This window comes from Oscillibacter sp. (genome assembly GCF_040505565.1).
Lineage (GTDB): Bacteria > Bacillota > Clostridia > Oscillospirales > Oscillospiraceae > Oscillibacter.
In genome coordinates, this window is the sequence record NZ_JBEUWZ010000013.1 from 50,908 (window position 1) to 73,970 (window position 23,063).

The window sequence follows — 23,063 nt, forward strand, 5'->3', positions numbered from 1 at the left end:
AGCTCCTTTTTTAAATAGTGATTGCGCGGCAGAGTATCACGGCCATCTGTGCGCGGGTGAGAGGAGACTGAGGGTTCAGCTTCCCGTCGCTGCCGCCCTGAAAGACGCCCAGACGCACCATGGCGGCCAGGTCACTCACCGCGTAGCCGGAGACGGCGTAGCTGTCGGAGAAGGCGGAAATATCGGACCGAGTTCCCGCCGTAAGAGACCAACCGTCGGCCCGCATGGCGCGGGCCAGAAACACAGCGGCCTGCTGGCGGGAGAGAGGCCGGGTGGGATAGAAGTTGGAGCCGCTGCCCTGAGCGATGCCCAGCGCCTGGGTAATTTTTACGGCGTCAGCGTACACGCTGCTGCTGGGCACGTCGGAAAAGCCATTGCCGCCGGAGGCGGTGAACTTGAACGCGCGGTTCAACATCAGCATGAAGCTGCCTCTGGTAATGGACGCGCCCGGGGAGAATCCGCCGTTCCCAGTGCCATTTACCACACCGTTTGCATACAGGTATTCCACTGCAGAGTTAGCCCAGCTGTAATTGCCCATGTCGGTGAAGGAGCTGGATTTGGTGTTGGCTGTAACGGTGATGACGACGGTGCCCGGATAGGTGGAGCCACCGTTGTCCCGTCCAGTGTAGGAGAGCGTGGTTGTGCCTGTATATCCCGCCGCGGGGACGAAGGAGATGCCGGATACCAGCGGAGAGGCGGAGGCGGAATAAGAGACTCCGGCCACGACGGCTGTGCCCGGTTCACTGGCGGAAGTATACTGATACCGCAGCTGACCGGTGGCGGAAGACGGCAGGGAGAAGGATGCGCTGGCAAAAGCTCCGGCGCCCCGGGCGCTGCACGCGTTCTGGAACACGCTGAGGTCAAAGGGCAGGGCCTTCCCCACGGCAACGGTGTAGTAGATGATGCCGGCGGAGGCTGCGGCCTTCACTGTGACGCTGGCGGTGCCGGTAAACCGCTCACCGCTGGTGTCGTAGCCTGTGAAGCTGATATTCACCGTACCGGTATAACCCGAGGCGGGCACAAAGGTGATGTTGCTCAGGTAAGGTGAAGAGGAGCGGTAATAGCTGGTGGAAGAGGAAGCCTCACTGCCGGTGCTGCTGGAGGAACTGTAATTGTAGCGCAGCGTTCCATAGGAGGACGAGGGCAGAGTGAAGCGCACGTAGTTCAGGTGCCGGTTCGTCTCATTCTCACACAGATCGTCGAAGTTATCTGCGGCGAAGTTTACCGGAGTGTCCTGTTTCGTGGAATAGGCGATATCGCCGGAGCCGGAGTCCCGGACGGTGACCCGGACTGTGCCGGTGAAGCGCTGCCCGCTGTTGCTGTACCCGGTAAAGGCGATGTCTACCGTGCCGGTCCAGCCAGAGGCGGGGACAAACGACACATCGTCCAGATAGGGTGAAGAAGAACGGTAGTAGCTGGTGGAGGAGGAAACTACGCTTCCGGTGCTGCCGGAGGAGTAGTAGTTGTAACGCAGCGTTCCATAAGAGGATGAGGGCAGCGTAAAGCGGACATAGTTCAGCGGACCGCCGGTCTGGTCGTCGCAGTAGTCGTTGAAATCGTCCACGTCGAACCGCACCGCGGTGATCTTCTTCGTGGAATAGGTCAGAGTGCCGGAGGAGGAAGAGGAGGTCACCTCAATGGTGACGGTTCCGGTAAAACGCTGGCTGTTGGTGCCGTATCCGGTGAAAGCGATGTCCGCCGTGCCGGTCCAGCCGGAGGCGGGGACAAAGGACACATTGTCCAAATAGGGCGAGGAGGAGCGGTAATAGTTGGAAGATGCTGATACCTTGCTGCCGTAGCTGCTGGAGGACGTGTAACTGTAATACAGCGTTCCAATGGAGGACGAGGGGAGCGTAAAGCGGACATACTGCAGGTGAACGCCCAGCACATTTTCACATAGGTTATCAAAATTATCTACATCAAACTCCGCCTCCCGGTTTTTCGTGGTGGAGTAGTTGATGTTCCCTTTGCCGCCGACGTTGCTGGATACTACAATGGAAACCGAGCCGCTGAAGGAGTTTCCGTTGGTGTCCCGGCCGGTGTAGGAGATGGTGACAGTGCCGGAGTACCCGTCCGCGGCTACAAAGGTCACGTCGGAGAGCAGGGGAATTTTGCTGAGGTAGTATGCCGTGCCGGAGTTGACTTTGTTGTCCAGGTCGCTGCCGGTGTATTTATAGAACAGCGTTCCCTTGGAGGACGAGGGCAGAGAGAAGGAGACGTATTGCAGCGTATGACCGGTTCTTGACTGGCAGACGTCGCTGAAATCGCTCTCGTTGAAGTCCACCCGGTTGCGGCCCACGGTGGAATAGGTGATACCGGTGGTGGCGGATACGCTGACCGCTATGGTCCCTTGAAAGGATTGACCGGAACTGCCATAGGCGGTATAGCTGATGTTGGCGGTGCCGGAAAAGTCGGGCTTGGGCACAAAGGTCACGTCGGTGAGCAATCGGTTTCCGTTATTGCTGTAATAGTAATAATTTTCGTTTACGCCCACGCCCGCGCCCGGCTCGCCCTCGGAGATGTAGCCGTAGTACAACGTCCCGGCGGAGGTGGGGACGCTGAGGCTGGTGACATAGGAGAGGGAGGTGTTCAAAACCAGGCTGCACTGCGTGGCGATGTTGCCGGCTATGGAGGAAAAAGGCAGCGGGTCGTCGCAGCTGGCGGAGCCGGTGATCGTACTTGCCAAAACCTCGTTGACGGTCACAGCGCAGTCCGCGGAATAGGCGCCCGCCGTAGCGGTGATGGAGGTGGTGCCGGCGCTGCGGGCGGTCACCAGGCCGCTGGAGGATACTTCGGCAACATATTCATTGCCGCTGCTCCATTTGACGGTTTCATCGCTGCCGGTAGGGACATAGAGGGTGGCGGTGAGCTGCTTGGTCTCCCTTGTTTTCAGGGAAAACGAGGAGCTGCTCAGCGTCACGCCCGGAAGGAGGACACCACGGGGGGTTGCGGTGATGTCACTGCGGGTAACGGTGGGGTCCGATGCCGACGTGGCGGTCACAGTCACGGAGATTTTAGCCCGACCGGGGGTACTGCCGCGGACAATGGACACAGCGTTACCGGTGCCGCTCACCGTGGCGACGGAAGTGTTGCTGCTGGACCACGCATAGGAATAGGTGAGGTCCGCATTTTCGGGCGCGCCAGATACCGTGGCGGTCATGGTGAGGCTGGCCTCGCTCAAAATCATCTCTGCGCTGCCGCCAAGGCTGACGGTAATTCCGGAGAGATCGGGAGGATCATCTGCCGCAGCGGGGAGGACGAGGGAAACGGACAGCAGCGCCGCCAGCAGCAGCGATGCCACCTTGCGAAAAAATGTGTTGTTCATATGCGTGACTCCTTTGCAGGTGTTGCATCAGCGGGCGTCCCAGTCGCTGGGGGAAATGGTAAAGACGGGGTCGTAGGTTCCGTTTTCATTTAAAACGTATTTGGACAGTGTGACGCTCAGCGATGCGGAATGAACATTGCCGCTCTGGTCGCCGATGTTTTTCAATGCGGTGATCGTAGAACCGGGTCTTGCATTGCTGAAACTAAAGCCGACCGTGGAAATTACGCCGGTCTGGTTGCCGCTTTGATAGGTGATGCCGGAACCTAATCCCGGAGTAAATGCAAGCCCGGCGGCATAATAACCGGAAGGCGCCGCTGTCGCTGCCGTGCTGAGGGGAATAATATCCTGATTGACGCCACTCTTGTCCACCCAATACAGGTCTTCATTGAAGACCAGCGTCAAGCTGCCGTTGCACACGCCGTCAACTGTTGCAATAGGGGTGGTTGACACAAAGTTGCAGGCGGTGATCTGCGGCGCGGCAGCGTCCGTGTTAAACACGGGACGGATAGCCCGGAACGCGTCGCCGGAATCAGAGGTACTTTTGCCCACGGTCAGGAACGTATACCAGGTGGTACTGACCATGGCGGAGGAGCAGTTGATGATTTTTGAGCTGTTGGCAGGGATTCCTTTGGCGGTTCCGCTCATTTTCACGTCGCCGCTGGAGGTGGTCTGTGAGCGGATAAATTCGGCAAAGTCGTCCTTGGCCGACTGGGTTGCGAACTGATCAAACACGGAGCCGGCCAGCTTGCCGTCCTTAAAATAGCTGTTGCTCATCGCGTCCAGCACTGTATAGACACCGGTGGCGCCGGTGCCGGACCCATAGGTTCCGCCGGACTGGAAGAGAGATTTGTTGCTGGAGTCGGTGTAATTGGCCATGGGCTGGCGCAGGTTACCCGGTTCACTGCCGTTGACCGCCAGCAGATAGTCCACATCGGAGGTGGTGTCCACCTTGATGGAAACATTGGGATTGCTGATTGTCAATTCAATGATAGGCCTGGAAATTTCACTGGTCTGAAATTTAAAGATATAGGGATTTGCAGAATAAACGGTGGAGGAACTGCCCTGTAGGACAAAATACGCCACATACTGCGTTTTCGGGTTCAGCCCCTTCAGGGAAATGGCCGCATTGCTGCCGTAATAGGAAGTGCTGCCCTTAATGATTGCAGAGCTGGTATAGGGCGGCGTCATGATACTTCCGCTGCTGGGGACGGAGGACAATACCGGGTCCTGGGAACTGGTGGAGGCGGGGAGAGACTCCCAGTTGGCGGCGGTGAGGGATGTAGTGCCGTTCAGCTCCGCAGTTAACGTGGTGGTAATGGTTCCCACGGGGGCGATTACATAGTAGATCTTGCCGGTGGTGCGGGTGAGCTGGACATTGATGGTGCCGCTGAGGTCACTGGGGACGATGCTGGGGTATCCGGTGACAAATTTCGGGATCATCGTGTCGCTGAAGGTGTGCTTCATGGTATAGCCGGTGGGGCTGCCCACCTGGACCAGACCGTCGCGCACGGCCTCAGTCAGATCGCTGTCCTGCATGGAGCTGACAGCTAGGTTGTGCAGGGCGCTCAGGCTGGACCCTGCAATGGCCTGCACCTGCATTTCTACCTTTCCGCTCCAGGTTTCCCGGGCGGCCACGTTACTGATGGAGGTGAAGCGGATGCCGTAGTATCGGGTGGCGTTCACATCCTTGAGAAGCTCCGCATTGGTGGAGGAACTGGTGTTGCCGGTGCGGAAGTTCCGGGTGTAGCTGGCGCCGTACTGCGTTCCGTCGGTGGAGTTGATCTCGGCAATAATTGGGGCGTCCGAATCTTCAGCCGTCTTATGCAGCTTCCACGCGCCGCTGTCACCTATCTTTTCATAGAGCTGGAATTTGGCGGGGATGTTCATGCGGAACAGCAGATCCCAGTATACGCCCTCGCCGGCGTTGCCGGTGGAGACAGGGACGGCCCGGAAAGACATGTCGAAGTCTACCGTTGGAGTACCGGTGACGTTGCTGATCGTGGCGGAGGTATCCGTGCTGGAAAGCTGAATCTGGGCAAATACGGTGGTGAATGTACTCAGCGTAGTGGGGTTGGGCTTAATAATATTCTTATTGGTGGAGGTGTCTGCAATGTCTTGAATTTTAAAGTAGTATTTTGCTCCGCTTTTCAGGTTCAGCGCCATGCCCGCCTTAAAGGTGACAACGATTTTGCCTTCCTCGGCGGTGACGGTGGCGCGGCGATAGTCGATGACCCAGTTGGTGATGCTGTCACTGGTGCGGTCTACCACCCGTGCGGCGGGGGTCACATCGGCGGAGTAGAGCATGATATCGTCCCGCAGAAGTCCGGTCAGGACACCGGCGGCATCGTCCTGTTCCGCTTTGGTGAGCGTGGTATCCTGGGACTTCTGATAGAGGGCCAGCAGCTTCTGGTTGGTGCCGGAATCCTGCACGCTCTCGCTGAACACAATGCGGACATCGGTGTCCGCCAGAGGAGAGGTCCCCGCCGCGTCGTTGGTGCGGGTGAACTCCTGGGTAATGGTGGGCGGGTTCGTATCCAGCGTGTGGATGGTCATCTTGCCCACCGTGGCTGAGTAGTTTCCAGCCTTGTCCTGAGCCACGTAGTATACGTCGTAGGACGTCTCAGAGGTGAGTCCGGTGATGCTGATGGCGGTGTCCTTATTGGCAGTGGCGCTCACCTTGCCGGATTTCGGAGCGTTCATGCCGTTGGCCACCTGAAGCTTGGCGGCGTCACTGGTCAGATCGGGCTTGGTGGTCTGGCCGTTCATGGGCTTGGGATATTCCTCGCCCTCTTTTACAGCCACCCAATAGATGGTGCCAACCTCATCCAGCGTGGCCGCCATCCCCACGGAGGTCTCCTTGATGGAGTTGACGGTGGGACCGGAGACGAATTTGGGAGGCGTACCGTCGATGGTGGTAAAGGAGACCTTACTTACGGCGGAGCTGTGCGCCCCGTCCGAATCGGTGAGCCAGAGGTACAGATCATAGCTGCCCAGCTCATCCAGCGCATTCTTGTTGACGCGGAAGGTGTCGGACACGTTCTTCGTCACGTCCCGGGAGCCAAAGCCCAGATTGCCGGATACGGCGTTGGCCTTAAAGTCCTTGGCGGTAGGGGCAGTGGCGTTCTTGGGAAGCAGCGCATAGTAAAGCCGGCAGGTCTTAGTGGGCATCACGGTGACGTCGCCGGAATTGCTGGTGATCTTGGACATGTAGGGATAGCCGGCGGCAAAGCCCGGCGTGGTGTTGTCCGGGGTGCTGAAGGAAACGGCCTTGACCGGGCTGCGCTGGTCCCGGGCGTCCACCAGCATGGCGGAGAAATAGTAGGACCCATCGGAGGTGAGTCCGGAGACGGCAGCGCTGTAATCCGTGTTGGATGCGGCGGCTTTCATGTTTCCGCTTTTTACAATGTTGGCGTTGTTGGTAGGCTTCAGCAGATCCGCTTCCCCCACAGACCCGTCGGTCACGGAGGTAAGGGCCCAGTAAAGCGTCCCGGACTTATTGGTGCGTATCAGGCCCTTGGCGGAGGTGGGAGCCAGATCGGTGATCTTCGGATAGCCGGCAAGAAGCCGGGGGTCGGCGGAGGATTCCGCCGCCAAAGTGGTGTCCATGACCTGACCGTTAATGTTGGCGTTGATGCCGGGACGGACCACGATGGTGTCGGGCAGCATCTCCGTTTTGGTACCGGAGGTGTTCACGTTCATCTGGTCCACATCGCCCTTGCCAGTGACGGTGGTACCGGTATCCAGATTCAGAGTTTTAACAGCCGCGCCGCCCAGGACGGATACGGTGGATCCCGCCGCCGCCTCGTCCACGGTCAGAGATCGGACGGAGCCCTTTGCCATGGTAACGGTGGACTTGGGAGAGACTGTGACGATTTCCTTCAGGTTGCCGGCGGCGGAGAGGGTGGTTCCATCCTCACCCTCCACCCGGATGGAGGTGAAACCATAATTGTCGTCGGTAGAGTCTTCCACATAGGAGGGCGTGCGGATGGAGGTGTTGTCGATTTTGGTGCTGCCCTCCGCCCGGACGGAGACGATGTTGTTGGCCAGATTGTCCAAAATAAGGGTGGGAGCGGTGACGCCGCGGAGAATCACACTGTTCTTGCCCTTTTCGCTTTCACCCGCGCCGCACACCACAATCTTGCCCAGCACATTGACGTTTTCCAGCGTCACATCGCCAAGCCCCAGGCCGCCCGTGATATACAGGTTTCCGGCAATGGTGGTGTCTTTCAGGGTCACGCCGGAGGTGGAGATGGTGACGTTCCCGTATACGCCGCCCAAGGTCTGCGTACCGGACTTGTTGACGGGGGTTCCGATGGCGTTTACCAGCAGAACGGCCATCTGGCCGCGGGTGATGCTCTGCTTGGGTCGGAAGGACCCGTCGCCGTAGCCGCTGAGGATCCCCTCGACCACAGAACTGCGGATGAGGCCCCGGCTGTAGTTGGACAGGGAGTTGCTGTCGGTGAAATCAAGGCTTGCGCCGGGGTCATCGTCCAGCACCAGATTGCGGCCCAGCAGCACCGCCGCCTGCTCCCGGGTGACGTGGTTTTTGGGAGAGGCGGTATTCTTGCTGGTGCCGTTGAAATATCCGGTGGTGTAGCCGATGTTGATATCGTCGTAATACCAGTCGGCGGCCTTTACGTCTCGGAACGGGACGGAGGCGCTGGTATCATCGTAGCCGAAGGCTCGGTTCACCAGCACCACGAATTCCCCGCGGGTCAGCGTCCGGTCGGGGTGGAGGTCACCGGTGGAGTCGCCCCGCATCACGCCCCAGCTTACCAGCTTTTCAAGATAGGGCTCCATCCAGCTCGCGGCGGAGGCGGGGACGATCGCTGCGGGCAGCAGGGACAGCGCCATGACGAAAGCGAGCATGGCGGACAGAAGCCGCGTTCCGACGCGGCCCGCGTGGGTTCCGTTCATTTTCATAGCGAGGATTCCTTTCTGAACTGATATGCGTTTATGCGTCCTGTCTTTATACGGCATGTGGCGCGGCGTTATCTCTGTCGGCCGTGATTTGTGAGCTGCTGGGAAAAGACGGCTTCCCGCACAATGACCTCCTCGTCGTGAAGCATGTCCACGAATTTGGTGGAGTAAAGCGGAATATTGGAGTTGGAGGGGCGCATGCGCAGAATCATCGCCCGAAGAATCACCGGTTGAGAGGTGATGGGAACCACCGCCTCCACGATCTCCGCGATCCGGAGCTGGAAATTGCAGAAAAAGGCCATGCCGCCGCAGCTCAGGTCATGGCAGATGATAGGAACGCGTCCGGTCCAGGAACCGGAGACGGGATAGATGAAGCTGTCGAACCGGACGGGGACGCGCAGGTTCTGCCGCAGGGATTCTCCCAGCAGGTCCACCGGCTCTACCTCAACGGAACTGACATGGTCACTGGAGAGAATCCGCCCGGTCATGTCGGGGCCATCCGAGTCCGTGGCAATCAGATTGACGATCTCGTGCTCCAGCACGTTGTTCAAATCGCTGCCCAGCACCTGAAACCGCCAGACCACGCTGTCCGGCGGCGTTTTCAAAACGGCGCAGGCCAGCAGCACGTTTTGGCTGTCGTAAATCATATAGCGATCGGAATATTCGGGCATCATTCATCCTCCTTCCGCAGGGCGGGAGACGGCACATGCCGCCGTCTGGGCTTATCGGGGTGCACGGGGTCAAATTCCAGAAAGTACACGTAGATGTCCACGATGGCCTGATAGAGGGAAGGGGGGATTTCCTGCCCCAGCTCCAGTTGGGACAGCATGGTGGCCAGCGAATTGTCCTCGTAGACGGGAATGCCGCTGTCCGCAGCCACCTCCACGATTTTTTCCGCCAGATAGCCCATGCCGGAGGCCACTACAACCGGCGCGGCGCTGCTTCCGTATTGCAGGGCGACTGCCCGGCTGGCGGGAGCTTTTTTGTTTTCAGGCTCTGACATTGATACTGTCCTTTCCATCAAAGATTTTGGGGAAAATTTCCGAGACCGTCAAGGGCCTAACCATTTTTCCAACATCCACGGACCCCACGTTCAGCCCGTTGTCCGATAGAATGCCGGTCAAGGTCCCCCGGATGACCTCGGAAAACGGGGCCACGGAATCGGGACACCGCACGGCCAGGTCCACGGAGTTCTCCCGGCTGGTGACTACGATATCAAAAAGGCCCAGAGATTGGATATCCGCCTTCAGGAGGAAGCGCAGTGTACGTGCTCCGCCCCGCTGCCCGAAGGGCTGGTCGGCGTCCCGGTCCGCGTCCGGATCTACCCACATCTCAGAATACATCATTCTGTCGTTCCATACAAGCGGAAGAATATAATGATTAACCGTCATATATACGCTTTCATTCACCAGCATAGATGAAACCACGGCCCGGAATTGCTCCTGAGCCTCCGGCCCGGCGGCACCGCGGAGAGCCAGGTCGGCTGCAGAGGCCAACTGGTCGGCAAAGGCGTTGTTCCTTCCCATGCGCTCAAAAGGCGTGTTTTTCAACATCTGAAGCAGGACCGCGTCTCCCGCGCCCCGCGGGTCTCCGCCCAGAGCGTCCCGCAGGGAAGAATAGTTAAAAAGCTGGCGCAGTGCCTGCAGAACGCCTTCCTGAGAGCCGTTTTCGTACCGGGCCATATCCAGCGTCAGCATGGACAGAGAGGACCGGACCCGTCCCATATCGTGGGAGCGGGAGACATAGTCGGAAAGATAGGGGAGGATCTGTCCCTGAAGAAGCTTCAGCGCTCCCGCCCGATCACCAGATTGCATGCTGTTTTGCAGCTGAGCGATGAAATTAGCTACCTGGGCGCCCCAACTCCGGGGAAGAGAGGCGGTAATCCGGTTCAGGCTGCGAAGAAGATTGTCCTCAATGTGGTCGGTGGAAGAATAGTCGCTGTACTGCTTGAGAAATTGCAGAATATCGCTCCTGAGGCTCTGGGAGTCACTGGCGTGATACGCGCTGCGAAGGGTGTTGAAAAGCGACCCGCCGAATCGGCTGCCGGAGGCGACCTGATTTTGGAGAAACCGCAGAAACTCCCCCTCGCTCATTTGGAGCATATTCAGAATCTGGGAGAGATCGCTTGCGGTCCCGGCCCGAAGTCCGGAGGAGACTACCGATTGAGACCCGCTCATCAGCGAACGGAGCAGGTCGGCGGAGACGCTGCCGCCGCTGTCTGTGATCCGCTGGAGGAAGGCCTGAAAGTTCGAGTCGTACCGCAAAGGGAAGGAGCTGGCCTCCTCGCCGGCGCTGTGCTGCTGGCCGCTGTTGGAGTCCGGACGGTTGACCCGGCTCGGATTGGGGACGTTTTGGATGTTGGGGTCGTTGGCCGAGTTGGGGATGGCGCGGCTGCTGGCGGCAGTGTCGTATCCGGGAACGGGATTGGTGACGTTCATAATATCCGGCATAGGTTCAGCTCCGTTTCATTACTTCAATAATTTCATAAACTTGGAACAAATTAAAATCAATTCGTTGACGCGCGGGACAGAAAACATTATAATGAAAAACACAGGTAGGCTGGCGCTCTTCCGCATGCAGGGAATGAGGCTTTTGAAAATATTACAGGAGAGCGTTAACTTTTTACAAAAACGGACGATATACAAAGTAAATTATTAAACTTTTGGGAGGGAACTCTGATTCCCGTCCCTGAAAAAGAGAGAGAGGCGGCATTTTATGGACAATGGCGGAAACGAGAGTATCCTGGATACATATCTGTATGAGACAAATACCCTGCTGGAGCAGTTGGACAGCATTGTCCTCGCAGCGGAACAGGCGGACACCTTTACGCAGAACGATGTGAATGAGATCTTCCGCATCATGCACACCATAAAGGGCGCTTCCGCCATGATGGAATATGAATCCCTCACCACAGTGGCCCACCGGATCGAGGACATGTTCTTCATCATCCGCGAAAAGACCATGGAGTCGGTGCCGGACCCGGATCGGGCGCTGCTGTTCGACATGATGTTTCTGGCTATTGACTTTTTCCGCAGCCAAGTGGAAAAAGTGCAGAACGGTCAACCTCTATCAAATGACATCGACAAACTGTTAGAAAAAATTAATAGTCTGATCGCTAAAATTCAAGGTGATGCGGATGTTGCTGGGAATGCACCCGCCGCACCCGCGGCTTCTGCCGTATCCGCCGTTTCGGAGACAGCGGAAGCGGGGTTCCCCTATGGCCTGCGCGTTTTCTTTGACGAGGGCGTGGGAATGGAGAATCTGCGGGCGTTTATGCTGGTGACGGAGTTCCGCGGCATCTGTGGCGAGGAAAACTTTACGTTTTCCCCCGAAGATGTGGAGACCAACGCCGCTACGATCGAGACCATCGTGTCCCAGGGCTTTGTGCTGTCCTTCCGCAAGGAGATGGACCGCGCCGGCGCCATCCAGGTGGTGTCCAGCTCCGGCTCTGTCCGGGGCTATCAGGCGTTCGACAATCCGGCTGGTGCTGCCGCTCTGCAGGAGGCACCAAAGGCCGCGGCTCCCACTGCTAAAACTGCGCCGCCCGCGGCGCAGGAGAGCCGCACCGCCACATTGAAGCCGGCGCAGGAGAAGCCAGTCGGCAAAAGCGCTCCGGCTGCTCCCACCGCTGTGCAGGGGTTGGGCTCCCACCCAAAAGAGAGCCTTATCAGTGTGAACCTCAGCAAGCTGAATCAACTCATGGACGTGGTGGGCGAAATCGTCATCACCGAGTCCATGGTCACGGCCTCTCCTGACTTGAAGGGCTTGAAGCTGGACAATTTCACAAAATCCGCCAGGCAGCTGCGCAAGCTGACCGACGAGTTGCAGGACGTATCTATGTCGTTGCGCATGGTCCCCGTGCTGGCCACCTTCCAAAAGATGCAGCGCATCGTTCGGGATATGGGCAAGAAGCTGGGCAAGAAAGCAAGACTGACTCTGGTGGGCGAGGACACGGAGGTGGACAAGACCATCGTGGACGGAATCGGCGACCCTCTGATGCACATCGTCCGCAATTCCATGGACCACGGCATTGAGGAGTCCGAGGCGGACCGCATTGCCGCGGGCAAAGACCCCGAGGGTGAGATTATCCTCTCAGCCAGTCATACCGGCGGCGAGGTCATCATTCAGGTGAAGGACGACGGCCGCGGCGTGGACTATGACAAGGTGCTGAAAAAGGCCGTGGACGCCGGGCTTGCCACCCCCGAGATCGAGTACAGCCGCAAGGAGATTATCAACTTCCTGCTGATGCCCGGCTTTTCCACCAATACCGAGGTGACGGAGTTCTCCGGCCGCGGTGTGGGCATGGACGTGGTAAAGAAGAACGTGGAGGAGGTGGGCGGCACCGTGGTGCTGACCAGCGAGCCCGGCAAGGGTATGACCACCACGCTGAAGATCCCCCTGACCATGGCGATTTTGGACGGGATGGAGGTCTCTGTGGGCTCCTCCATCTTCACCATCCCCATCAATAACATCCGCCAGTCCTTCAAGATGAGCGACAGCGACATCATCCACGACGCCGCCCATGGCGAGATGGTAAAGGTCATGGATAACTTTTATTCCGTCATCCGTGCAAAGGATGTTTACGGCCTGGACAACGGATACGACAAAATTGAAGACGGTATCCTGATGTGGGTGGAGTCGGGCGAGTGCACCTACTGCCTGTTCGTGGACGAGCTGCTGGGCGAGCAGCAGGTGGTGGTAAAGCCTCTTCCCAATTATATCAACACCTTTAATATTAAACAACACGGCATTACCGGCTGTACGATTTTGGGCGATGGGAATATCAGCGTGATTCTGGACGTATCCAATCTTTACTCGGCCATACAGTGAGCGCGTCGAAACAGAAAGAGAGGGTCATTGAGATATGGAGAACGAAGCGATGAATATGATAGACGACGGGACCTCCGCGCGGGCCGGACTGGAAGAGGATGTGGAGCAGTACCTGGTGTTTCAGTGCGACGCCCTGCGGATAGGAGTTCGGGTGGACTGTGTGGTGGAGGCCCTGATCAACCAGGTTATTACACCTCTTCCCATGCTGCCCGACTATGTATGCGGCATTATTAACCTGCGCGGGGAGGTCGTCCCCGTCGTCAGCATCCGTCTGCGCCTGGGTAAGCCCAGCGCCCAAGAGCAGGCCATCATCGTGCTGAGTATCAACGGCACACAGCTGGGCGTTTTGGTGGACCGGGTGGATCAGATGGTGAAGCTGCCCCGCAGTTCAATCCTGCCCATGCCTGCAACCAGCAGCCAAAAGCTGATGTGCGGCATGAGCTCCCTGCCGGACGGCGGGACTATGCTGGAGCTGGATAGCGCCGTTTTGCTGGAGCACTGAGCATGGAGGAAAAAGAGCAGAAGAACACGGAATCTTCCTTTGCCCCCCTGGAGATTACTGACGGCGATTTTCGGCGGCTGGTGAGTTTTATCCAGCAACGCTATGGGATCGACCTGAGCAAAAAGCGGCAGTTGATTTCCGGACGGCTTTCTTACACAGTTAAGGCAAAAGGATATACCGGCTTCGGCCCGTTTATTGACCACTTGCTTGAAAAGCAGGACCCCAATGACGTAGAGCTGGTAATTAACAAGCTGACGACCAACTATACGTTTTTCATGCGGGAGCAAGAGCATTTTGATTTCTTCCGCAACACCATCCTGCCGGATGTTGTCCAGCGCCGCCAGGGCAACAGGACTCTGTCCATCTGGAGCGCGGGATGTGCCTCCGGAGAGGAGCCGTATACCATTTCGATGTACATCAAGGACTTCCTGGGGCCCGAGGCCGGGCAGTGGGATACCCGGGTGCTGGCCACCGATATTTCCCAACAGGCACTGGCCAAGGCGCAGCAGGGAAAGTACAATCTGCCGGATACCATACCACCCACGTGGAAGTCCAAGTACTTTGCTCCCTTCGGTACGGAGGGACAGTATCAGGTGGCGTCCGTCATCCGGGACAATGTGATTTTCCGCACGTTTAACCTGATGGACCCCATTCGGTTCCGGCTGAAGTTCGATGTGATCTTCTGCCGAAATGTGATGATTTATTTCAATCAACAGACGAAGGACGAGCTGGTCGCCCGTTTCTGTGAAGCGACTGAGCCCGGCGGATACCTTTTGATCGGTCATTCGGAGACTATGGGCCGCAATCCCGGATATCGTTATCTGGCGCCGGCTACCTTTCAAAAAGCGCTAGGGAACTAAAAATATCCCGAGCTCGTAAAACCCGACGCAGGGGAGGGCGGGACAGTATGGCATTATTGAAAAAAGTGATCCGCGTGATGGTGGTGGATGATTCCGCAGTGGCGCGGAGTTATATTATCAGCGGGCTCTCCGCAAGGACAAACATTCAGGTGGTGGGTTATGCCGTCAACGCGGCGGATGCCCAGCGAAAGGTGCAGGAGATTCGTCCGGATGTGATAACGCTGGATGTGGAAATGCCGGATATGAGCGGCATTGATCTCCTGAAAAAACTGCTGCCTGTATTTCAGGTGCCAGTGATTCTGGTATCCTCCCTGAACCTGCGGGTGTTCGACGCGCTGGACGCCGGAGCGGTGGATTTTGTCCGTAAACCGGATGGAAGTCAGAGCAAGGACGAATTTATCAACACGCTGACACAGAAGATTGTGGTGTCGGCATACGCCAAGGTCCGTACCAGCTACCCGGCCCGGATTGCGCAGGCTTCGACGGCGGCGGATGACGTTCCCCTGCTGGGAACCAAGCTGGCTTTGGATCAGATGGTGATTGGACTGGGAGCGTCTACGGGCGGAACAGAAGCCACGCTGGAGGTCATGAAGCGCCTTCCGGCGGACATTCCCGCCATGGTGATTGTGCAGCATATGCCCCCCGGATTTACCAAAATGTATGCGGAACGGCTGGATCGGCTGTGTGCCATGCAGGTGCGGGAGGCGGTGGACGGCGATGAGCTGTGCCGGGGGCTGGCTCTGGTGGCCCCGGCGGACCTCCAATGCCGCGTGGTGCGCATCGGAAACCGGTATCGGGTGGCGTGCAAGCCCGGAGACAAGGTCAGCGGACACCGCCCGTCGGTGGATGTGCTGTTTCAGTCCATGGCTGGCACCGTGAAAGACAAAATGGCCGGTATCATTATGACCGGTATGGGCCATGACGGATCCGACGGCCTTTTGGCCATGCGCAGGGCTGGAGCCTATACCATTGGGCAGGATAAGGAGTCTTCCGTCGTATACGGAATGCCAATGGTGGCCTTTGATATCGGCGCGGTGCAGATTCAGGCGTCCTGTGAGAATATTGCAGGCGTGCTGCTTCGGCACCTGAAGAGCCTGTAAGCGAAAAAGCGGGGCAGCGAGTCATCTATAGAAAACAGGGCCTCCGGCACAGCCGGAGGCCCTGTTTTGCGCTGATAAACCTATTTTTGTAAAAAAATGGGTCAGAGTGATATTTTTTTACGTTTGCTATCTTATGTTTTTGAGACAGATGCCGAAATAAAAAATAGATGTAATTTATTATGCCGTAAAATGCGGCGGCATACTCAAACAAGGAAATGAAGATATGAAAATAATAATCGGAAAGCTGCTTCAAGCAGGAAGCAGGAACCAAATCCCACAGAACGGAGGAAACGCCGAAAAATGAGGATTATAACCGAGACCACCGGAGCGGCGGCATATGCGCAGGCGTTGTCCGGTACGCAGAATTTACAGAGCACCCAGTCCGCTCGCGGCACCGAAAAAGGCCGGGAGTCTGGCGGCGCATTTGATCAGGTGGATATTTCCCAGCAGTCCTCGGGTGAGTCCCGGTTCCAAAAGGAGCTGGCTGCCCGCCTGGTGCAGGACATTCGCGCATCCACCAGCACCGGGGATATCCAACAGCTGCGCGATCAGATCCAAAGCGGTGCGTACCGCTTGGATTCCGTCTCCATTGCCTCGGCAATGCTGTTGGGAGGGTAAACGTATGAATACGAGCGACTTCAGGGAGTATCTTGCTTTTCTGCGGGACTTGGGCGCCACGCTGGATGAGATCACCGAAGTGGAGCAGAAAAAGGCGGAGTTTGTCCAGACAGATGATCTGGAGGGGCTGAACGAGTGCATGAAGCGGGAGCAGGCGCTGTCCTTGACCATGCGGTCCTGTGACCAGAAGCGTGACGCGATGCTGCAGATGTTAGGCCTGCAGGGCGTACACCTGCGAGAGCTTTTGAACTATGCCCCTGCCGAGTACCGCGAGGAGACGAAGAAGACGGTGGAACAGCTCTGCCGTCAGTACGCGCTGTACCGCGGCGCGTTTGAGGTAGCGAGGGATACGCTGGAGTGCAACCTCCATCAGGTCGAAAAAATTTTGCAGGCAGCAGACCCCGATACCGGTGCACAGATGGGTTATCAGGAGGCGTCTCCACAGCTTCCGTCCCGCATGAGGACGGATTTCAGAGCCTGATCCGACCCAGGTTGCTGAACGAGAGGAGGATACAATGGATATTACGACATTTGGGGCGTTTACCACGGCGCGCCTTGGTATCTACGCAGCTCAAAAATCCCTGAACGTAACGGGAAACAATATCGCCAACATCAATACCACGGGCTATACGCGGCAAGCGGTAGACCAGGTCAGCCTGCGCGTGGGCGCCACAAACCACTATGCCTCGGCAAACGGTGGCGTGACTGGTTCCGGCGTGCTGGTCACCGGCATGTCTCAGTTTCGGGACCCCTATCTGGATATCCGTTACCGCAATGAGAACTCCAGCGTGGGCGCAATGGACGCCAAGCTGGGGGGCCTTGAGGAGCTGAGCAACATTCTGGACGAGGTTGGCAAAGGCAGCGACGGAAATAAAGGCGAGGGAATCATGGCCGCTCAGTTTCAGGACCTGCGGGACCAACTGGCGAAGCTGACCGGAGACCAGTCCACAGAGGATGAATTTTTGACCTTGGCGCGATCTTCCGCCGACTCACTGGTGAAGCTGATGAACAATTACGCGCAGCGGCTGGGGGAAGTGGAAAAAAATCAGGCGAACGGTTTACAAAAAGACGTCTCCTCCGTCAACGATATCCTTAAAAACATTCAGACGCTGAATGAAAACATTCAAAAAAGTGAAATTTACGGGGACTCGGCCCTGGAACTGCGGGACCAGCGGAATCTGAAGCTCGATGAGTTATCCCAGTACATAAAGATCGACGTGACCTACGAACCGGTTAGCGTGGGTGCAGGGAAAACAGTGGATAAGCTGGTTATCAAGACCTCCGACGACAACCCGATTACTCTGTTGGACGGAGACTACGCGGGACAGCTGTCTCTCAAAGCAAATGATTTGCGGAAAAATCCGGCTTATAATCCCGATGCAGTCCCCGCTGACACAGATGATCCCTATCTGGACGCGGATGGAAATCCTACCGCCGACGCTAACGCGGCGGCTAAGCTGCCCTATGCGTTGACACTCTCAGAATTAAAGAACCGCAATGGCGCTGCGTTGGCTGGTTCTGAGGATTATCAGTTCAGTGACACCGAACTGTACGGCTCTTTGCAGGCCAGCCGGGAGCTTTTGACCGAAACGGGGGAATTTACCACCGCGGACATGGCAAAAATGGACGCGGATGCCACCACCAAGCGGGGAATCCCTTATTATCAGAATGCGCTGGATTCCCTGGCCCGGAAATTTGCCTCAGTCATGAATACGGCAAACACCGGATATCTTCAAGATTCCAGCGGTAACATTCTCAAAAGCGGAACCACCGATATTCTTGCAAAAAAGAATACCAACGGCTCTTACACAATTAATGGAACGGACTATGCGACGCTGCAAGATATGATTGACGGAGAGGGAACAAATTTTACCAATAACGCCAAAGCTCTTGGCGGCGTACTGTTCAGCAACAGTACCAACGGCGATGACACCAGCGGAATTACCGCCGCCAACATCTCAATTTCCAAGAGCTGGTCCACCGATGCCTCCGTTCTTCAAAATTCCTTCCAGGCTTTGGAGGGTAAAAGCACAGTGGGCAGCAGCGATAACCGGAACATTCTTCACATCCTGGCACAGTTTGATGGAAAGCAGGACTACAAGCCCGGAGACATGGTCACCGATGCGGCAGACGGCGCCACAAAGTTCTTCTCCGGCAGCTTTGAAGAGATGTTTACCAACATCGAAGAGACGCTGGCCACGGATACCAAGAGCACCACGACGCTGCTGGACAACTACTCTGTTTCCACCACGGCGCTTGATAGTGACCGGGACAGTGTCTCCGGCGTGGATCTCAACGACGAAGCTATGAACATGATGCAATATCAGAAATCCTACTCCGCCGCCTGCCGATTGATGACGACGCTGGATGAGGTTTTGGATAAGCTGATTAACGGTACCGGCGTAACCGGTCGGTAAAGGAGGGAATTGCAGATGATTCGTGTTACGACAAACGGAACGCTGCGCGGCTATAAGTCCAGCCTGATGCGCACGTCCAATGCAGTGAACTTAGCCCGGACCAAGGTTTTGACTCAAAGCAATTACACCACCTATGCGGAGGACCCTGCGGCGGCGACGCAGGCGTTCAAGCTGCGCCGTGCATTCTCCCGCGCCAATGCGCAGCTGGAGAGCACTACGACGCTGAACAGTAAATTCTCCTCTGCCTGCGACGCACTGAAAAGTGTCAAGAGCGATCTGGCGGACGGTCAGGCAAAGATTTCTGCTCTGGCCGGATTGAACGATGCCAACGCATCGGGCCGCCAGCCTTTGGGGGAGGTGCTTGGGAGCTCAGCGGAGTCCATTGTGCAGATTATGAATTCGCAGTACGGATCTTCTTTCATTTTCGGCGGAGCGGACTCTTTGGGCGACACGCCTTTCCAGCTGGAGACCGCGGGTGACGGCAGCAAGTATCTGACCTATCGCGGCGTTGCGGTGGACGCCGCGGAAGGCACGGATGAGTATACACAGTTGAAAGCCATGTCCCAAGAGACCAGCTATGTGGACGTAGGCAGCGGCCTTACGGAGGTGGACGGAGAGCTGGTTTCCTCCAGCGCGTTTAACGGCGCCCTGAGCGGCATCAGCTTCATCGGCTATGGCGTGGATGAGGACGGCGATCCCAAGAACATGGCGTCTATTATGCAGAAGCTGTCCGATATTTTCGGGCGGTGCGACGCGGATACCGGCGCGTGGGCGTCAGATCAGGACAAGGAGGACGCCTCCCGGCTAACGGAAAAGCTGACGGACAGCATCGACGAGATCACGAATCAGTGGACGGCTTTGGATGGCCAGACCTCATACCTTACCACCAGTGAAAACCGCCTGACTGAGCTGTCAGATAACTTAAACGAGCAGATCTTAGGAATTGAGCAGGTGGATCTGGCTTCCGCGATTACGGACTTTTCGTGGGCGCAGTATTGCTACAACGCGGCGCTAAAGGTCGGTAACAGCATTTTGTCTCAGTCTCTGATCGACTATATGAATTAACGGCGATTCATGTAGTTCCTGTTGCGAAGAAACAATTATTTTAGTTTGAGAGAGATTAAAATAAAAGGGAGTGGAAGCAGTGACCTATCCACTGATTGAAATGAAGTCCGTGCCGATTGAGCTCGAGATGCGGGTTACAGATGCGAAGCTGGAATACAGCCGATCCACGGTTGATATGGAGATCACCCGGGATCAGGGCGGCTTGAGTATTCGGAGTAAGCCCATCCGCGTAAACCTGGATACGTTCGAGGCCCGCAATTCGGTATTTCCAACGCTGGCGACCCAGATTAAAAATGACGCGCAGGCTGGAAAGCAGGCTGCCTATGAGGCGACGGCCACCTATGCGCAGCAGGGCCAACTTCTTCTGCAGGTAAAGATTGGAGAGGAAATGATCACAAAATTTGCCGCCGATGCTCAGGTGAAGGACCTGAAGACCAATGTGGGAATTCAGTTTATTCCCAAGGAGGGGGCCGATATCTCCTGGGATAAGGGCGAATTGAATATCCGCTATGAGATGGACAAAATGAATTTTGACTGGCGCAACCAACAAGGAAGCTTCAAATTCACCCCCGGGGACATTCAGTTCACGGTGACGCAGCAGCCGGATGTTATTATCAAATATGTGGGTGGGGCGCTGTATGTACCGCCCTCTGCAGATCCAAATTACACGTCTTTCGATGCGGAGGCTTGAGGCCCGCGCGAAAGGGGAGGAGACCTCATGCAAATTAAAACGAAATATTTTGGACAGGTTACGTATGAGGCCGCGGATGTGCTACATTTCCGGGACGGCCTGTTCGGATTTGAGCGGGAAAAGGAATTTCTGCTTCTCCCGTTTGCAGACAGCGATGGAACGCTGCTGTGCTTTCAGAGCGTGATGACCCCAGAGCTGGCCTTTGTGGCGATGAATCCGTTTTCACTGAATCCGGATTATGCTCCAAAACTGCAGGAGGCTGAATTGGAGGCGCTGGACGTAGGAAAGAGTCAGGATCTGAGCTTTTACGTGCTGTGCGTGGTGCGTGATCCCGTGTCTGAGAGTACGGTGAACCTAAAGTGTCCCGTGGCGGTGAACGAGGATACCGGCGCAGCGATGCAGGCCATTTTGGAGGATGGAGGCTATGAGATGCGTCATCGCCTGTCGGAGTTCCGGTCAGGGGAGGCGGCATCATGCTGATTCTGCAGAGAAAACCCGGGGAATCCCTGCTGATTGGAGACGAAATTGAGGTGACGGTGGTTTCTGTGGAGCCAGGCGGACGGGTTCGGTTGGCCATCAAGGCGCCCCGCAGTATGACGATCCTGCGCAATGAGCTTCGCAAGGCCATGGACGCAAACCAGGATGCGGCGAAGGAGGAGCTGTCGCCGCTGGCGCTGCTGGACTTGCTGCCAAAACAGAAGAGTGACGAAGAAAATTTGAAATAGGCATAAGTTTTACGGAAAAATAGCGAAGTTTAAATTGGCGAACTACCTGAAAAAGGGAGCGGTGGAATATTATTCCGCCGCTCCCTTTTTATCTGAGGTTTTCGGATTCCGGGCATGGGCTGCCACGGCAATGGTGTGCTCCGCGGGCGCTGAGACCTTGCGGCCCTGCGCCGAGGCTCCCATACGGTTTGGTCTGCGTCCGCAAAACAGGGAGATGCGGCCTTTGCATTATCAAAAAGCGAACAGATAATTTTTAAAGCAAATAATCTGCATTAAAGTGTGAATAGTTATTCATTATAGGTTAAATTTGAGCAAATAAATAAAAACGGTAGAAGAGATGAAACCTCTGATAACAAAAATAAAAGGCTAAACTTATAAAAAATTCAGATTTACAAATTAAGAAAGTGACGCTATCATTCAAAAAAAACAGCACAATTTTTAACAACATAAATTCAAACGATAATTCGCCATACTTACCGCAAACTTCGTAGGAAGTTATTTTGCAATAGTAAGCAATCTGAATAAACATAGAAAAAAATATATATTTAGACAAAATATGAAGATTTTCGTTGATTTTCGACCCCGGGCAATTTATAATAACGACAGTGGAATAGTATTGAAATTACCTGTCTGAAGAAATGAGCATTGGAATATTTCTTCGGTATATTTAGCTGCGTATATACAAACGCGGGGAGGATGGAGAATGGACTATATCACTGGTAATTCCGAGCTGATGATGGAGCGCTCCATGCAGTTCCTGTGGTCGAAGCAGACCTCGATTCTGGACAATATTTCTAACGCGGAGACGCCGGGCTACAAGACCAAATATGTCACCTTTGAGGATTCACTGAAAAACAGCCTTCAATCCGCCTCCGGCTCAGCCAACCCCGCAGCGGCGTTCCGGGAAGCGCTGAGCAGCGCTCGTCCCACGGTCCACACGGCAGACAGCGAGAGCACCCGCATGGATGGGAACGGCGTGAATCTGACGGAACAAGGTGTGGAGCTGGCGCGAAACACCTATCAGCTCCGGTACGCGATGAATTCTATTAACAGCAATTTAAATATCCTGCGTACGGCCATTAAGGGTTAGTAAAATCTGCATTTCGGAAGCGGCGGATTTACAGGGATGAGGAGGTAACGGCATGGCATTCTTGAGTTCCATGAACATCATCGGTTCCGGTCTGACAGCGGAGCAGCTGCGGCTGGATGTGGTTTCAGAGAATATTACCAACATGAGTACCACCCGCACGGAGGCCGGCGGAGCCTATCGCCGCAAGATGGTGGTGTTTGAGGCACAGGATGGCCGGGATAGCTTTCGCAGCATTATGGCGAGTCGCGCCCTTGCGTCCAACGCCGGGTACAATGCGGCGGGCGGCGTCCGGGTTACGGAGATCGCCGAGGACCCTTCTGACCTGAAGCTGGTCTATGATCCCACCCATCCCGACGCCAACGCGAACGGATATGTGGAGATGCCCAACGTCACGCTGGTGAAAGAGGTAACGGACGCCATGGCCGCCACGCAGGCATACTCTGCCGGGGTCACGGCGCTGAATTCTCTAAAGACCGTGGTGAATCAAGCTCTGGAAATCGGTAAGTAAAATAAGAAACGTGCCGCGGAAACGCGGCGCGTCATTGCCTTATATCGAGCGTATGAAATTAACGGCAATAAAAGGAGGGGGATTTTTGATGAATACGGAGCTGTTTTCAAATATCCAACCGATTCAGAGGGCAGCCGCATTGGGCAGCATGCAAAAGGCGGATGCGGGCGCGTCTTCTGAGACCGGCGGAATTTTTGCGGATATCTTTCAGACTGCTATCGACAATGTGAAAACAACCGATGCGGACATGAACGAGGCGCAGTACCTTCTGGCTACTGGCCAGTTGGACAATCCTGCGGAGGCCACCATCGCTGCCACAAAGGCCACTGCCGCCGTGGAGCTGCTGGTTCAGCTGCGGAACAAAGCGCTGGATGCGTATAGCGAGCTGACACGCATCAGCCTGTGACCGGCG

Annotated in this window: 19 protein-coding genes; 14 read left to right on the forward strand and 5 right to left on the reverse strand. The window is 56.1% G+C overall.

What is annotated here, in order from left to right; genetic code table 11:
• Positions 1–10: 10 nt before the first annotated feature.
• The 5 genes from ABWQ15_RS07010 to ABWQ15_RS07030 all read right to left on the reverse strand — a co-directional run bounded on the left by ABWQ15_RS07010 (position 11) and on the right by ABWQ15_RS07030 (position 10,695).
• Positions 11–3,325: an S-layer homology domain-containing protein gene (locus ABWQ15_RS07010; RefSeq protein WP_353908044.1), complete on the reverse strand. Its 3,315-nt coding sequence runs from the start codon at positions 3,323–3,325 to the stop codon at positions 11–13.
• Positions 3,326–3,352: 27 nt separating this feature from the next.
• Positions 3,353–8,248, reverse strand: coding sequence for an S-layer homology domain-containing protein (locus ABWQ15_RS07015; RefSeq protein WP_353908045.1), 4,896 nt, complete (start codon positions 8,246–8,248; stop codon positions 3,353–3,355).
• Between the two features lie 68 nt (positions 8,249–8,316).
• Complete coding sequence (locus ABWQ15_RS07020; RefSeq protein ID WP_353908046.1) at positions 8,317–8,916, reverse strand: PilZ domain-containing protein; 600 nt, start codon at positions 8,914–8,916, stop codon at positions 8,317–8,319.
• Positions 8,916–9,248, reverse strand: a complete 333-nt coding sequence (locus ABWQ15_RS07025) for an EscU/YscU/HrcU family type III secretion system export apparatus switch protein (RefSeq protein WP_353908047.1) — start codon at positions 9,246–9,248, stop codon at positions 8,916–8,918. The genes ABWQ15_RS07020 and ABWQ15_RS07025 overlap by 1 nt, the downstream gene beginning before the upstream one ends.
• Positions 9,235–10,695: a hypothetical protein gene (locus ABWQ15_RS07030; protein ID WP_353908048.1), complete on the reverse strand. Its 1,461-nt coding sequence runs from the start codon at positions 10,693–10,695 to the stop codon at positions 9,235–9,237. Before ABWQ15_RS07030 ends, ABWQ15_RS07025 begins: the two co-directional genes overlap by 14 nt.
• A gap of 265 nt (positions 10,696–10,960) precedes the next feature.
• Here ABWQ15_RS07030 and ABWQ15_RS07035 point away from each other — a divergent pair, with 265 nt between their 5' ends.
• From ABWQ15_RS07035 to fliE, 14 genes are all read left to right on the forward strand, one after another.
• Complete coding sequence (locus ABWQ15_RS07035) at positions 10,961–13,075, forward strand: chemotaxis protein CheA (protein ID WP_353908049.1); 2,115 nt, start codon at positions 10,961–10,963, stop codon at positions 13,073–13,075.
• Between the two features lie 34 nt (positions 13,076–13,109).
• Positions 13,110–13,577 (forward strand): chemotaxis protein CheW, encoded by a 468-nt coding sequence (locus ABWQ15_RS07040; protein ID WP_353908050.1) that lies wholly within the window; start codon positions 13,110–13,112, stop codon positions 13,575–13,577.
• A 2-nt stretch (positions 13,578–13,579) separates the two neighbouring features.
• The gene (locus ABWQ15_RS07045; RefSeq protein ID WP_353908051.1) at positions 13,580–14,437 is read left to right on the forward strand and encodes a CheR family methyltransferase; all 858 of its coding nucleotides are present in this window, start codon (positions 13,580–13,582) and stop codon (positions 14,435–14,437) included.
• 47 nt (positions 14,438–14,484) lie between these two features.
• Positions 14,485–15,537 (forward strand): chemotaxis-specific protein-glutamate methyltransferase CheB, encoded by a 1,053-nt coding sequence (gene cheB / locus ABWQ15_RS07050; RefSeq protein WP_353908052.1) that lies wholly within the window; start codon positions 14,485–14,487, stop codon positions 15,535–15,537.
• Positions 15,538–15,837: 300 nt separating this feature from the next.
• Positions 15,838–16,155, forward strand: a complete 318-nt coding sequence (locus tag ABWQ15_RS07055; RefSeq protein WP_353908053.1) for a flagellar biosynthesis anti-sigma factor FlgM — start codon at positions 15,838–15,840, stop codon at positions 16,153–16,155.
• 4 nt (positions 16,156–16,159) lie between these two features.
• The gene (gene flgN / locus ABWQ15_RS07060) at positions 16,160–16,636 is read left to right on the forward strand and encodes a flagellar export chaperone FlgN (protein WP_353908054.1); all 477 of its coding nucleotides are present in this window, start codon (positions 16,160–16,162) and stop codon (positions 16,634–16,636) included.
• A gap of 34 nt (positions 16,637–16,670) precedes the next feature.
• Complete coding sequence (locus tag ABWQ15_RS07065) at positions 16,671–18,572, forward strand: flagellar hook-associated protein FlgK (RefSeq protein ID WP_353908055.1); 1,902 nt, start codon at positions 16,671–16,673, stop codon at positions 18,570–18,572.
• A gap of 15 nt (positions 18,573–18,587) precedes the next feature.
• Positions 18,588–19,637, forward strand: coding sequence for a flagellin family protein (locus tag ABWQ15_RS07070; protein WP_353908056.1), 1,050 nt, complete (start codon positions 18,588–18,590; stop codon positions 19,635–19,637).
• A 79-nt stretch (positions 19,638–19,716) separates the two neighbouring features.
• On the forward strand, positions 19,717–20,328 hold the full coding sequence (locus ABWQ15_RS07075) for a DUF6470 family protein (protein ID WP_353908057.1): 612 nt from the start codon (positions 19,717–19,719) through the stop codon (positions 20,326–20,328).
• A gap of 27 nt (positions 20,329–20,355) precedes the next feature.
• The gene (fliW, locus tag ABWQ15_RS07080; RefSeq protein WP_353908058.1) at positions 20,356–20,808 is read left to right on the forward strand and encodes a flagellar assembly protein FliW; all 453 of its coding nucleotides are present in this window, start codon (positions 20,356–20,358) and stop codon (positions 20,806–20,808) included.
• A complete protein-coding gene (locus ABWQ15_RS07085) occupies positions 20,802–21,053 on the forward strand; it encodes a carbon storage regulator (RefSeq protein WP_353908059.1) in 252 nt (83 codons plus the stop codon). The genes fliW and ABWQ15_RS07085 overlap by 7 nt, the downstream gene beginning before the upstream one ends.
• Positions 21,054–21,756: 703 nt before the next feature.
• Positions 21,757–22,143, forward strand: coding sequence for a flagellar basal body rod protein FlgB (gene flgB / locus ABWQ15_RS07090; protein WP_353908060.1), 387 nt, complete (start codon positions 21,757–21,759; stop codon positions 22,141–22,143).
• A gap of 52 nt (positions 22,144–22,195) precedes the next feature.
• Complete coding sequence (flgC, locus tag ABWQ15_RS07095; protein ID WP_353908061.1) at positions 22,196–22,651, forward strand: flagellar basal body rod protein FlgC; 456 nt, start codon at positions 22,196–22,198, stop codon at positions 22,649–22,651.
• An 88-nt stretch (positions 22,652–22,739) separates the two neighbouring features.
• Positions 22,740–23,057 (forward strand): flagellar hook-basal body complex protein FliE, encoded by a 318-nt coding sequence (gene fliE / locus ABWQ15_RS07100; RefSeq protein WP_353908138.1) that lies wholly within the window; start codon positions 22,740–22,742, stop codon positions 23,055–23,057.
• The last annotated feature ends 6 nt before the right edge of the window (positions 23,058–23,063 follow it).